General features: G+C 65.4%; 10 protein-coding genes and 2 tRNA genes. 5 read left to right on the top strand and 7 right to left on the bottom strand.

Going from position 1 to position 12,090, the window contains the following annotated elements:
- From P3W85_RS09525 to P3W85_RS09510, 4 genes are all read right to left on the bottom strand, one after another.
- Positions 1 to 1,034: ATP-binding cassette domain-containing protein (locus P3W85_RS09525; RefSeq protein ID WP_276264585.1), on the bottom strand; the 1,034-nt coding region annotated here is incomplete at its 3' end.
- A 74-nt stretch (positions 1,035 to 1,108) separates the two neighbouring features.
- Positions 1,109 to 2,236: an ABC transporter permease gene (locus P3W85_RS09520; protein ID WP_017230266.1), complete on the bottom strand. Its 1,128-nt coding sequence runs from the start codon at positions 2,234 to 2,236 to the stop codon at positions 1,109 to 1,111.
- Positions 2,233 to 3,282, bottom strand: coding sequence for a microcin C ABC transporter permease YejB (locus tag P3W85_RS09515; RefSeq protein ID WP_017230265.1), 1,050 nt, complete (start codon positions 3,280 to 3,282; stop codon positions 2,233 to 2,235). Before P3W85_RS09515 ends, P3W85_RS09520 begins: the two co-directional genes overlap by 4 nt.
- Positions 3,283 to 3,300: 18 nt before the next feature.
- Entirely contained in the window at positions 3,301 to 5,181 is a 1,881-nt protein-coding gene (locus P3W85_RS09510; RefSeq protein ID WP_017230264.1) for an extracellular solute-binding protein, read from the bottom strand.
- Between the two features lie 238 nt (positions 5,182 to 5,419).
- Here P3W85_RS09510 and fabI point away from each other — a divergent pair, with 238 nt between their 5' ends.
- A complete protein-coding gene (gene fabI / locus P3W85_RS09505) occupies positions 5,420 to 6,208 on the top strand; it encodes an enoyl-ACP reductase FabI (RefSeq protein ID WP_276264584.1) in 789 nt (262 codons plus the stop codon).
- Positions 6,209 to 6,321: 113 nt separating this feature from the next.
- Here the strand turns inward: fabI and P3W85_RS09500 are convergent, their stop codons facing one another.
- The 3 genes from P3W85_RS09500 to P3W85_RS09490 all read right to left on the bottom strand — a co-directional run bounded on the left by P3W85_RS09500 (position 6,322) and on the right by P3W85_RS09490 (position 8,813).
- Positions 6,322 to 7,209 (bottom strand): alpha/beta hydrolase, encoded by an 888-nt coding sequence (locus P3W85_RS09500; RefSeq protein ID WP_276264583.1) that lies wholly within the window; start codon positions 7,207 to 7,209, stop codon positions 6,322 to 6,324.
- Positions 7,210 to 7,410: 201 nt separating this feature from the next.
- Positions 7,411 to 7,487: transfer RNA gene (locus P3W85_RS09495), tRNA-Arg, on the bottom strand.
- 117 nt (positions 7,488 to 7,604) lie between these two features.
- Positions 7,605 to 8,813 (bottom strand): GGDEF domain-containing protein, encoded by a 1,209-nt coding sequence (locus P3W85_RS09490; protein ID WP_276264582.1) that lies wholly within the window; start codon positions 8,811 to 8,813, stop codon positions 7,605 to 7,607.
- A 394-nt stretch (positions 8,814 to 9,207) separates the two neighbouring features.
- On the opposite strand from P3W85_RS09490, the gene P3W85_RS09485 reads away from it, so the two are divergent.
- From P3W85_RS09485 to P3W85_RS09470, 4 genes are all read left to right on the top strand, one after another.
- Positions 9,208 to 9,284: transfer RNA gene (locus P3W85_RS09485), tRNA-Pro, on the top strand.
- A 641-nt stretch (positions 9,285 to 9,925) separates the two neighbouring features.
- Positions 9,926 to 10,147, top strand: coding sequence for a translation initiation factor IF-1 (infA, locus tag P3W85_RS09480; protein ID WP_017230249.1), 222 nt, complete (start codon positions 9,926 to 9,928; stop codon positions 10,145 to 10,147).
- Between the two features lie 413 nt (positions 10,148 to 10,560).
- On the top strand, positions 10,561 to 11,037 hold the full coding sequence (locus P3W85_RS09475) for a SixA phosphatase family protein (RefSeq protein ID WP_017230248.1): 477 nt from the start codon (positions 10,561 to 10,563) through the stop codon (positions 11,035 to 11,037).
- A gap of 192 nt (positions 11,038 to 11,229) precedes the next feature.
- Positions 11,230 to 12,081 (top strand): GNAT family N-acetyltransferase, encoded by an 852-nt coding sequence (locus P3W85_RS09470; RefSeq protein ID WP_276264580.1) that lies wholly within the window; start codon positions 11,230 to 11,232, stop codon positions 12,079 to 12,081.
- The last annotated feature ends 9 nt before the right edge of the window (positions 12,082 to 12,090 follow it).

Genomic DNA, 12,090 nt, shown 5'->3' with positions numbered 1-12,090 from the left:
TCCAGGCTGCGGCCCAGGAACTGGATATCGCCGGCGCTGCGGCGCTGGAGATTCAGCACGGCATGGGCGAGCGTTGTCTTGCCCGAGCCGGATTCGCCGACGATGCCGATGGTCTCGCCCTCCCGCAGCGTGAAATCCACGCCCTTGACCGCCGCGAACTGGTCGCGGCCAAACCATCCGGCCAGCCCGCGGCGCTTGCGCGCGTAGTTGACGCACAGCCCGCGCGCCTGCAGCAGCACCGGCGCCAGCGGCACCAGCGGAATGACCTCGCGGCGTGGACGGCTGTCGATCAGCTTGCGGGTATAGGGATGCTGGGGTGCGGCGAAGACCGTGGCAGTGTCGCCCACCTCGACCAGCACCCCCTTCTCCATCACCCCTACGCGCTGGGCGAAGGCCCGCACCAGGTTGAGATCGTGCGTGATCAGCATGACGGCCATGCCGAACTCGGCCTGCAGGTCACGCAGCAGTTCGAGGATCTGCACGCGGATGGTGACGTCCAGCGCGGTGGTGGGCTCGTCGGCAAGCAACAGCTTGGGCCGGCAGGCCAGCGCCATGGCGATCATGGCGCGCTGGCGCTGGCCGCCCGAGAGCTGATGCGGGAAGCTGTCGAAACGATGCACCGCGTCGCTGATGCCGGTGCGCTCGAGCAGCGCGATGGCGCGCTCGCGCGCGGCACGCCGGTCCAGGCCCTCATGCAGCGCCAGCGTCTCCACGATCTGGTTGCCGATCGTGTAGAGCGGGTTCAGCGCGGTCATCGGCTCCTGGAAGATCATGGCGATATCGGCGCCGCGAATCCCCCGCATCTCGCGCTCCGACACTTTGAGCAGGTCGCGCCCCTCGAAGCGCACCGCGCCCTGGTAGCGCGCATCCTCGACCAGGCGCAGCATTGCCAGCGCGGTAACGGTCTTGCCCGAGCCGGATTCGCCAACCAGCGCGAAACGCTCGCCGGCGCGCAAGTCGAAGCTGACGTCGCGCACCGCCCGGGTGGCGTCCTCGCCATGGCCGAAGGTGACCGACAAGCGGTCGATGCACATCAGCGGGCTGCCCGCAGCGACCGCGGCATGGACTCCCTGTGCGCGATCTCTTGCGCGGACTTCCGGCAATGCGCTCATGGCGTCACCTCTGCCGCTGGCGAACCTTCGGGCGCCTTGGGCTCGACGCGGCCGCGCAGCGCAGCCAGCCCCAGGCGGGTATCGAAGGCGTCGCGCAGCGCGTCGCCCATGAACGTCAGCAGCAACAGGGTTACCACCAGCACGGCAAAGGTCGACAGCGAAATCCACCAGGCATCGAGATTGGCCTTGCCCTGCGCCAGCAGCTCGCCCAGGCTCGGCGTGGTCGGCGGCACGCCGAGGCCGAGGAAATCGAGACTGGTCAGGGCCAGGATGGCGGCGCTCATGCGGAACGGCAGGAAGGTGATGACCGGGGTCAGGCTGTTGGGCAGGATGTGCCGCCACATGATCTGCACATTGGACAAGCCCAGCGCCCGCGCAGCCTTGACGTAGTCGAGCGAGCGGTTGCGGTAGAACTCGGCGCGCACGTAGTCCGACAAACCCATCCAGCCGAACAGCGAGAGCAGGATGATCAGCAACGCCAGGCTGGGCGTGAAGATGGAGGCGAAGATGATCAGCAGGTACAACTCGGGCATCGAACTCCAGATCTCGATGGCGCGCTGAGAGACCAGATCGAAGCGCCCACCGAAGAAGCCCATCAATGCGCCCGTCAGGGTACCGATCACCACGCCGATCAGGGTCAGCGCCAGGCTGAACAGCACCGATACGCGAAAACCGTAAAGCAGGCGTGCCAGCACGTCCCGCCCGCGATCGTCGGTGCCAAGCCAGTTCTCCGCCGAAGGCGGCGCCGGATTGGGCTCCTTGGAGAAATAGTTGAGCGAGTCGTACGAGTAGCGGTTGGGCGGGAAAATGGCGAAATTACCGTTGCTGGTGATGCGATCGCGGATGAAGGGATCGAGATAGTCCGCCGGCGTGGGGAAGTCCCCGTCGAAAGTACTCTCGGCATAAGTCTTGACGATGGGAAAATACCATTCGCCCTTGAACTTGACCACCAGCGGCCTGTCGCTCGACAGCACCTCGGCGCACAGGCTGAGCACGAAGATGGCGACGAACAGGATCAGGCTCCAGTAGCCCAGGCGATTGCGGCGAAAGCGCTGCCAGGCACGCTGGCGTGGCGAAAGCGAATGCGGCAGGCCGTTGGGCAGCGTGCGCGAGCGGATTTTCATCGGTGCACCGCCTCGAAGTGGATGCGCGGATCGACCATCACGTAGCAGACGTCGGAGATCAGCCGGGTCACCAGGCCGATCAGGGTGAACAGGTAGAGCGTGCCCAGCACGACCGGATAGTCCCGCCGCAGCACCGCCTCGTAGGACAGCAGGCCAAGTCCGTCGAGCGAAAACAGGGTTTCGATCAGCAGGGAGCCGGTGAAGAATGCCCCGATGAAGGCAGCCGGGAAGCCGGTCACAAGTGGAATCAGCGCATTCCGGAAGATGTGCTTCCAAAGTACGCGCCGCTCGGCCAGCCCCTTGGCGCGGGCAGTCAGCACATACTGCTTGCGGATTTCCTCGAGAAAGGCGTTCTTGGTCAGCATGGTGACGACCGCGAAGCTGCCCACCACCGAAGCGGTGATCGGCAGCACCAGGTGCCACAGGTAGTCCATCACCTTGCCCATCAGCGAGAGCTGGTCCCAGTTATCCGACGTGAGGCCACGCAGCGGAAACCACTGCACGAAGGTGCCGCCGCCAAACAGCACCAGCAACAGCACGCCCAGCACGAAACCGGGAATGGCATAGCCCACCAGCACTACCATGCTGGTCACCACGTCGAAGCGGCTGCCCGCCCGGATCGCCTTGGAGATGCCGAGCGGTACCGATATCAGATAGGTCAGGAAAAAGGTCCATAAACCCAGGCTCACCGAGACCGGCAGTTTCGACTTCACCAGTTCCCACACGCTGCGGTGCTGATAGTAGCTGTCCCCCAGGTCGAAACGCGCGAAACGCTTGAGCATCAGGAAATAGCGCTCGGCCGGCGGCTTGTCGAAGCCGTAGAGCGCCTGGATCTCCTTGATCTTGTCCGGATCGATGCCGCGCCGGCCGCGATACTCGGCGCCGCCGCCGCTGGCTTCCCCGCCGCCGCCCCGGCCCTTGAGCTCCATCATCATTTGCTCGACGGGGCCGCCGGGCACGAACTGGATCACCACGAAGGTGAGCGTGACAACGCCGAGCAGGGTCGGGATCATCAGCAACACGCGCTTGAGCAGATAGGCGAACATCCTGTTTCCTTGTCGCGCTTATTGAGCGGCCGGCCTGGTGTCGGCGCGCCACCAGTTGCTCAGGATCCAGCCCTCGGCCGTGTAGTAGTACGGCAGGCGCTGCGGATAAACCAGTTCCTTGCGATACGCGACCCGGTGCGAGGCGCTGAACCAGTTCGGCACAATGTAGTAGCCGTGCATCAGCACGCGGTCCAGTGCGCGTCCGGCGTTGACGAGTTCTTCACGCGTATGGGCGTGCAGCACATTGTCCACCAGATGATCGATCGCCGGCGACTTCAGGCCGAACAGGTTGTCGGACCCGGGCGTATCGGCGGCTTCGCTGTTAAAGCGGTCGCGCAGCTCGTTCCCTGGGCTCTGCGAGTCCGGGAAACGGATCGACACCATATCGAAGTCGAAGTCCTCCAGCCGCTTCTGGTAGAGCGCAAAGTCGGTGGTGCGCTGGTTCACCTCGATACCCAGTTTTTCCAGGTTGCGCACATAGGTGGTGATGACGCGGCTCATGGCGCCGCCGTCGTCCAGGAACTCGAAGACAAAAGGCTCGCCCTTGGCATTGCGCAAGGCGCCGTCCTCATAGGTCCATCCAGCCTGCGCCAGCAGCCTGCGCGCATCGCGCAGATTGTCCCGCAGCGAGCGCGGCGGGTTAGTGGCGGGCTGCGTCACGATGGGCCCGAACACCTCGGGCTGCAGCTGCGCGCGCAAGGGTTCAAGCAAGGCGAGCTCACCCGGGCCGGGCCGCCCGTCGAAGGTCGCGCTGGCCGCCAGTTCGCTATTGGAGAACCAGCTGTCGAGGCGGCGATACGCCCCATAGAACAACTGGCGGTTGAGCCATTCGAAGTCCAGCGCCAGGATCAGGGCTTGCCGCACCCGCACATCCTTGAACATCGGCTTGCGCATATTCATCACGAAGCCCTGCATGCCGGCGCCATTGCGATGCGGGAAATCGGTCTTGAACAGGTCGCCGCTGGTGAAGCGCTTGCCTTCATAGCTCTTGGCCCAGCTCTTGGCCTTGTACTCCACGATGGCGTCGAACTCGCCCGCCTTGAAGGCCTCGAGCTTGGCAGTCTCGTCCTTGTACAGGCGGTAGACCACGTGATCGAAGTTGAAGGTGCCTCGCCGCACCGCCAGGTCATCGCCCCAATAGGCCGGATTGCGCTTGAAGCTGATGCCGCGCCCGGCATCGTAGCGCTCGATCAGGTAGGGCCCGCTGGCCACGGGCGCCTCGAAGGTCAGCTTCTCGAACGGCACCGTGGCCGTCCACTTCTTCGAAAAGACGGGCAGCGAACCCACGATCAGCGGCAGCTCGATGTTGCGCTGCTTGAAATCGAAGCGCACCGTGAGCGGATCCACCACGGTGACCGCCTTCACGTCGGTGCACATGCTGCGGTAGCCCGGGCTGGAGGCCTTGCTCATCAGCATATCGTACGAATACTTGACGTCGCTGGCCAGCACCGGGTCGCCATTGCTGAAGCGTGCCTTCGGCCGGAGATGGAAGGTGACCGACAATTCGTCCGGCGCCACGGTGACGTCGTCGGCAAGCAAGCCATAGGCGCTGGCGGTCTCGTCGGCGCTCGCGATCAGCAGCGACTCGAACATCAGCGCATTCACGCCCGGGGCGGAGGTACCCTTGAGCGTAAACGGATTGAATTTATCGAAGCTGGTGCGGCGATCGGGATTGGCGAGCGTCAGGGTCCCGCCACGCGGCGCATCCGGGTTGACGTAGTCGAAATGGGTGAAGTCGACGGGGTATTTGAGCCCGCCGTACTGGGCAAAACCGTGGGCCGCGTCGGCCGACAAGGGAAAACCCGCGACACACAGGGCTGCCAGTCCACAGCCCAGCGCCGCAAAGCTGCGGAAGCGCTGCCATGCCGCCTGAAGCGGTCTACGTGCGCGAATATGCATCCGGTTGGGGTCCTCCACCTGAATCGGACAGTCCGCGGCCGTCGGCGGCGCGGTCAAGTTATGAGACAATTTTACATGGGATCGGATGGCATCCAGCCATCCGGACATTCCAGTACGCGGCGCCGCAAATTTGCCGGCCGTCAGCCTGCTGCAAGGCGGCCTCCACGCGGCGCGCGCCGCAACCCGGACGCCTCCGCACGAAACGTGCCCGTCCACCCCGAACATCATTGGAGAACTTATGGGATTTCTGGCAGGTAAGCGGATCCTGATCACCGGCTTGCTGTCCAACCGCTCGATTGCCTATGGCATCGCGTCGGCTTGCAAACGCGAGGGCGCCGAGCTCGCCTTCACCTACGTCGGCGAGCGTTTCAAGGACCGCATCAACGACTTTGCCAAGGAATTCGGCAGCAGCCTGGTATTCGAGTGCGACGTTGGCAACGACGAGCAGATCGCCGCCACCTTCGCCGCGCTGGGCCAGAGCTGGGACAAGCTCGACGGCCTGGTGCACTCCATCGGCTTCGCGCCGCGCGAGGCGATCGCCGGCGACTTCCTGGAAGGCCTCTCGCGTGAAGCCTTCCGCGTGGCGCACGACATTTCCGCCTACAGCTTCCCGGCGCTCGCCAAGGCCGCCCTGCCCCTGCTGTCGGACAAGGCCTCGCTGCTGACGCTGACTTATCTCGGCGCCGAGCGCGTGGTCCCGAACTACAACACCATGGGCCTGGCCAAGGCCTCGCTGGAAGCCAGCGTGCGATACCTGGCAGCCTCGGTGGGCCCGCGCGGCATCCGTGCCAACGGCATCTCGGCGGGCCCGATCAAGACCCTGGCCGCGTCCGGCATCAAGGGCTTTGGCAAGCTGCTGGGCCACATCGAAGAGGCGGCACCGCTGCGCCGCAATGTGACCATCGACGAAGTCGGCAACGTTGCCGCTTTCCTGCTGTCCGACCTGGCCAGCGGCGTGACCGGCGAGATCACCTATGTCGACGCCGGCTTCAATACCGTGGGCGCAAGCCTGCCGTCGGAAGAATAAGCGTCATCGCTGCACCGGCGCTGGCCGCCTGCCCGGGCAGCCAACGCCAAAGAGGGGCGCCCGGCCTTGGCCGGCGCCCCTTTTTTGTGCCTGCGCAATGCCGCCGGTACGGCTTACCTGGCTCCGGGGCCGTCCAGATGGCCGGTGCGCAGATACGCCAGGATCGGCGCCCAGAAAGCGTCCTGCCGCTCCGGCTCGATGGCGGCATCGTGCGGCAGCGCCGCCAGCGCCACCAGCCGCTTCGGCCCGCCTGCGGCGCGCTCCAGCCGCTCGGCATGCGCGAAGGGAATCACCTCGTCCGCGCGGCTGTGCACCAGCAGCAGCGGCAACCGCGATTTGCTCAATTGCGCTTCGTTGTCCCACGGGTCCGGCAGCAGCCGGGCAAGCCATGCCGGCACTCGCCCGGTCACCACCGCCGCCTCGCGTGCCGATGTGAAGCCGGCGGCGATAACCAGGCCGTCCGGCGCCGGACGCAGGGCGGGAAGTACGTCCAGCAACACGCCGGAGCCGAGCGAGAATCCCATCGCATAGCGGCGGGCCGCCCGCGGCGTGGCCAGGAGGAACTGCTGGTAGGCCGCCATCGCGTCTTCACGCAGCCGGCGAACACCAGGCTTGCCATCGCTGACACCGTATCCGCTGTAGTCGAACACGCAGGAGGCGATCCCGTTGCGGTACAGCAGCGCTTGCGCGCTGGCCCAGTCGGACAGGTTCTCCTCATCGCCGTGATAGATCAGCACGGCAGGCGCGTTGGCCCCCGGCGCCGGGACGCAAGAGGCGCGCAGCATGCGTTCGCCACTGGCGAAGGCGAACTGGCGCGACGGGGCGCCGAGGCGGTCGGGCGTCGCGGCATCCGCCGCTCCGGCCGGCTTGGGCTCGAAGGCATCGCGCTCGACAGCCAGGAACAAGGCATGGCGGGCAGCCGCGGCCAGCAGCAGCAGGCATGCGCCGCCGGCCAGCCAGAACCGCACTTTTCCAGCACCGTCTTTGGGGAGATTCGCCATGGAGAGGGAGCCATGAAAGGAATGCCGGGGCCAAGACCGCGGCGCAACCCCGAAATGTTAATCCGGACCGGGGGGCCATGGCTGAACGTTCGCCATTTCCGTGCAGGCGTGCGCAGCGAGCTCGCCAGCGACCACGGCCATGCGCACGCAGCCGGGCAGGGCGGGTGCCGCGAAGGAAGTGGGAGAATACGGGAGAAAAGATGGTCCGCCCTACACGATTCGAACGTGTGACCGCTCGCTTAGAAGGCGAGTGCTCTATCCAACTGAGCTAAGGGCGGATGGAGAAGACTGCCGCAGATCGCTGGCCTGGAGGCCACCGACGCGAAGCGCGACATTCTACCTCAGAGCCGCTGCCCGCTTCCACCTTCTGGCGCGCGGCTTTCGGCGCGAAGCCGTCAGGAAGCCCGCGAAACGTGCATGCGCACCGGTCTCGTCATGTCGGCAAGCCGGTCGACGGGTTGCGTGGAGACGCAGTTGCGCCCCATGTTCTTGGCATCGTAGAGCGCATCGTCCGCGCGCCGCATCAGCGCGTCCGCCCCTTCTCCCGGCAGGCGCTCGGCCATGCCGATGCTGACCGTGTACGGAATCGCATCCGGCTCGGACGGGCAGGCCGTGGTGCGCACCAGTGTATTGAGGCGCATGCCGATCGCCCTGCCCTGCTCGAGTGTGGTGTTCGGCATGGCGATGGCAAACTCCTCCCCGCCGATGCGGCCGACAATATCGCCCGCGCGCACCGACTTGCGCAGCAGCCCGCTGAAATGGCGCAACACGCTGTCTCCAGCCAGATGACCATAGAGATCGTTGATCGCCTTGAAGTGATCGAGATCGATGAAGGCCACGGTCAGCAGGCGTTTCTGCCGTTCCGCCTGCTTGCAGGCAGCTTCCAGCGCAGCCCAGTATGCGCCGCGCGATAGCACATCGGTGAGGTCGTCATAGCTGGCGCGGTGCTCAAGACGACGGCGCACGCTGTCGTGAGCCATCAGCGCAAAGCTGACTGACAGGCTGACAATACCGAAGGCGTGCAGGATGGTAAAAGCCTCCTGCGGGACCTGCGTGGCCAGGTGGATGGGCGCCACGGTCAGGCCGGCAGCCTGCCAGGCCCCCGTGGCGGCGCAGGCCAGCGCGATCAGCCCGAGCGACAATGCCGCCAGCCGGCCGGTGCCGCGCGTGGCCGGCACTTGCGGCGCAACGATACGCAGCAGGGCAAGCGGCAGGTAGATCCTTGCCAGCGCGAAAACCAGCACCTGGCTCCCCGCCGGCGCTCCCGCCCAGTCCAGGTAAGCCGTACCGCCCAGCACCACCGCGTTCAGCAGGCAGAGCATGCCCGCGCCGCCGCGCCTGCCGAAGAAGCGGCGGGTTCCATACACCATCAGGGACAGGGCCGCCGTCATGAGCAAGCCAGCCAGATTGAGCGAAAGCCCGTCCGGCAGGCTCTCCCGCGCCGCGAGCGAGCCGGCGGCGGCGGCCACCAGCACCTCGCCGGCCGCCCAGGAACGCAAGCCGGCCCGGCCCATGCCCGGCGTGCGCTGCAAGATGGCGAACACCACCGCCATCTGCAGTCCGAAAAGACCTGCGACCAGCACACTAAGCTGCGACTGAAACATGATTTTCCCCGTCCAACCTGGCAGGCAGCGGTCCAGCAAGCCGCCTTGCACCCCGGACTCCGCACGGAACCGGGGTTTCGCCATTTTTTTCTTTTGAACATCCATCCGTCTTCCCGTGCCCGACGGACCAGGGCTGGGCCTCGCAATCGTGGCAAGAGCGCTCTTGTATTCCTGCCTGGCGCCGCAACCCACAGGCCATACGCTTCCCCATCGCGCCTGACCGGGCGCCGGGGGTGGCCATTGAAGATTGCGGATTATGTCAGCGCCCGCAATCAAGTCAAGCGAACCTTGACGATCCGTTTCCCCTCTTTCCCGCATTGCCCGGCGGCCGCCTTGCCGGGTGCCAAAGTAAAATTTGACCCTGGGGCCTCGGCCGGGCTACAATCCGCAGCTTCGGGGCGTAGCGCAGCCTGGTAGCGCATCTGATTTGGGATCAGAGGGTCGCATGTTCGAATCATGTCGCCCCGACCAGTATTAAGCAATGCGATCAAAGGCTTAGACCGTCAGGTCTAAGCCTTTTTTTGTTGCCGGTCGATTTGTTGCCTATCGTTATCCCGCCATCCTGCGGCTCCCCATGGTTTCCGCGCTTTTTGGCAGGTCATCCGCCCCTTCCATCGCGCTGCGGCAACCCCATGCCAATACCCGGGATTACGTCCTGCTGGCAGCACGTCCCGTTGACTCTACCATGGTATAATCGCGCGTTAGCCCGGGGTGTATGCAGCATGCCCTGTAACCGGGCGCCCTTGCCGAAGCGCCGCGAATAAATCACGTCGCGGCAATATCGGCAAGCCACCGGGAACATCTGCCCGCTCCATTGCCCCGCGCCTATCACGGTAGCACGGCCGCATTAGCTTGGGCCGCAACCGGCAAGGCAATCGGCCGGGCACTGACGCGCCCCCTGGCGATTCCCTAACGTGGACCACTTTGCATGCGCTAATTGCCATGCCGGTCCGGGTCAGCTTGCCTCCCGCAACTCCATGGCGCAACCAAGCAAGCCGGCGCTTGTCACTGCTGGCACCCGGACCTCGCGAGCACGCAGGCAGCATGCCGGTGCCCGCATCACCGGATTCACCTAAATTCATGCAGCCCATGGCTGCCGTAAAGGAAGAAGATTGGCTAAGGAAGAACTGATTGAGTTTGGCGGCGTTGTCTCGGAAGCCCTGCCTGACAACCGTTATCGCGTGACGCTGGAAAACGGCGTGGAAATCTGGGCCTATGCTTCGGGCAAGATGCAGAAGCACCGCATCCGCATTTTGGCCGGCGACCGCGTGACGCTGGAAATGTCGCCCTATGATCTGACCAAGGGCCGCATCAACTTCCGCCACAAAGCCTGATCTTCCTGCACGCTCGCCTTGACCGGCGAGCGTCGCGCCAGCCGCACTCCCAGGGCACCGCATAGCGGCGGTCCAGCCCCTGGAAACATCTTGCCGGCGTTCACCGGAAGCACCGGCGAGAAGGCGCGGGCGGATGTTTCGGCGATGCCACGCCGGAAACCCCGGACGCGCGCTTCATCCAGCGGCCGCACGAGGGCTGCGCGGATTGCCCCCCGCGCCCGCCGTATTGCCTGCGTACGCCCCTCCCCGTCCACACCGGCAATGGCCCGCACGATTGGCTCGTCACATGCGCGTCATTCAAGCCAGCCATGCTCCCGCACCGTTCGCCGGGTGTTTGCCCTTGTTGCAAGCACACGAGGGCATCGCCATACTCAATCCGTCCCAACCCCTACCGCACCAGCCCCCCCGTAGCCATGAACCTGATACTGTGGCGCCACGCCGAAGCCGAGGAACTGCCCGGCGCCCTCGGCCTCAGCCGCAATGCCGATCTGCAACGCCCGCTGACGAGACGCGGCCACAAGCAGGCAGATGTCTCCGCCGCGTGGTTGCGTGCCCATCTCCCGGCCGGCGCGCGCCTCGTCTGCAGTCCCGCGTTGCGTACGCGCGAAACTGCCGCGGCCTTGCGGGAGAATGCCGAGATATTGCCCGACCTCGCCCCAGGCGCCGACGTCAGCTCGGTGCTTGCCGCCATCGACTGGCCGCAGGGCACGGAGTACACCGTGCTGGTCGGGCATCAGCCGTGGCTTGGGCGCCTTGCCAGCCTGCTGCTGGCAGGCTCGGAAATGAACTGGAGCGTGCGCAAGAGCGGCATCTGGTGGCTCTCGGGGCGTACGCGCGAAAGCGAGTCGCAGGTGGTGCTGCGCGCCGTCATCAACCCCGAATTTCTCTAGTGTTCCGAGCCGGGGTCTGATCCGGCTCGACCGGGCCCCGCACCATCGAATGCGCAGCAAGCGCCACTGGCCGCGCCATGCGGCCCGTGCTTGCTGGCCGCCGTCATCGAACCGTCACGGCGGCTTCACGGCACTGTCACCTGCTCTATCTACATTCGACCGCAACAGTTTCGTCACCGAAAGGACATACTGATGCGAGAGCTACCGACGCCCACCCAGCCATTGTTCGATTCCTTGCCCAATGGCTCCGGCCATTCGGCGCGGAGGCGTCTTCATCGCCAGCCACCTGCACAGGCACATGCACAAGCGAATGAACAGCCTGCTTTCAGCGTGGCGTGGGCGCGCCACCAGGATGAAATAGTCGAGGCGCAGCGCCTGCGCTACAAGGTCTTTGCCGAAGAAATGGGCGCGCGGCTGAACTCGTCGACGCCCGGACTCGACGTCGACATGTTCGATGCCTATTGCGACCACCTCATCGTGCGCGAGATGGCCACGCTCAAAGTGGTCGGGACCTACCGCGTGATGGCGCCGCACCAGGCCAAGCGTATCGGCTGCCTCTACGCCGAATCGGAATTCGACCTGGTCCGCCTGGCCCACCTCAAACCCAAGATGGTCGAACTGGGCCGCTCCTGCGTGCACCGCGACTACCGCTCGGGCAGCGTGATCATGGCGCTGTGGGGCGGCCTGGGCGAGTACCTGCAGCGCTGGGGCATCGAGTCGATGCTGGGCTGCGCGAGCGTGCCGATGAGCGATGGCGGCCACTACGCGGCCAGCCTTTACCGGGTCTTCGCCGAACGCGCCCTGGCACCGATCGAATACCATGCGTTCCCTCGCCTGGCCTTGCCGATCGACGAACTCAACCAGACGCTGGATGTCGAGCCGCCCGCGCTGATCAAGGGCTACCTGCGGCTGGGCGCTCGCATCTGCGGCATGCCGGCATGGGATCCTGACTTCAATGTGGCGGACTTCCTCACGCTGCTGCGGGTGAACGACATGAACCCGCGCTACGCACGTCACTTCCTGGGCCTGAGCCGCGGCGTCTGAACCAGGTGG

Source organism: Cupriavidus basilensis, from assembly GCF_029335485.1.
Classification (GTDB): domain Bacteria; phylum Pseudomonadota; class Gammaproteobacteria; order Burkholderiales; family Burkholderiaceae; genus Cupriavidus; species Cupriavidus basilensis_E.
Note: the sequence above shows the minus strand (reverse complement) of the source record. Positions and strands in the feature narration are given on the sequence as shown.

Bases quoted from the DNA above. Each gene is read 5' to 3' on its own strand.
- fabI (WP_276264584.1), top strand. From the start codon at position 5,420: ATGGGATTTCTGGCAGGTAAGCGGATCCTGATCACCGGCTTGCTGTCC.
- P3W85_RS09475 (WP_017230248.1), top strand. From the start codon at position 10,561: ATGAACCTGATACTGTGGCGCCACGCCGAAGCCGAGGAACTGCCCGGC.
- P3W85_RS09490 (WP_276264582.1), bottom strand. From the start codon at position 8,813: ATGTTTCAGTCGCAGCTTAGTGTGCTGGTCGCAGGTCTTTTCGGACTG.
- P3W85_RS09510 (WP_017230264.1), bottom strand. From the start codon at position 5,181: ATGCATATTCGCGCACGTAGACCGCTTCAGGCGGCATGGCAGCGCTTC.
- P3W85_RS09515 (WP_017230265.1), bottom strand. From the start codon at position 3,282: ATGTTCGCCTATCTGCTCAAGCGCGTGTTGCTGATGATCCCGACCCTG.
- P3W85_RS09470 (WP_276264580.1), top strand. From the start codon at position 11,230: ATGCGAGAGCTACCGACGCCCACCCAGCCATTGTTCGATTCCTTGCCC.
- P3W85_RS09500 (WP_276264583.1), bottom strand. From the start codon at position 7,209: ATGGCGAATCTCCCCAAAGACGGTGCTGGAAAAGTGCGGTTCTGGCTG.
- P3W85_RS09520 (WP_017230266.1), bottom strand. From the start codon at position 2,236: ATGAAAATCCGCTCGCGCACGCTGCCCAACGGCCTGCCGCATTCGCTT.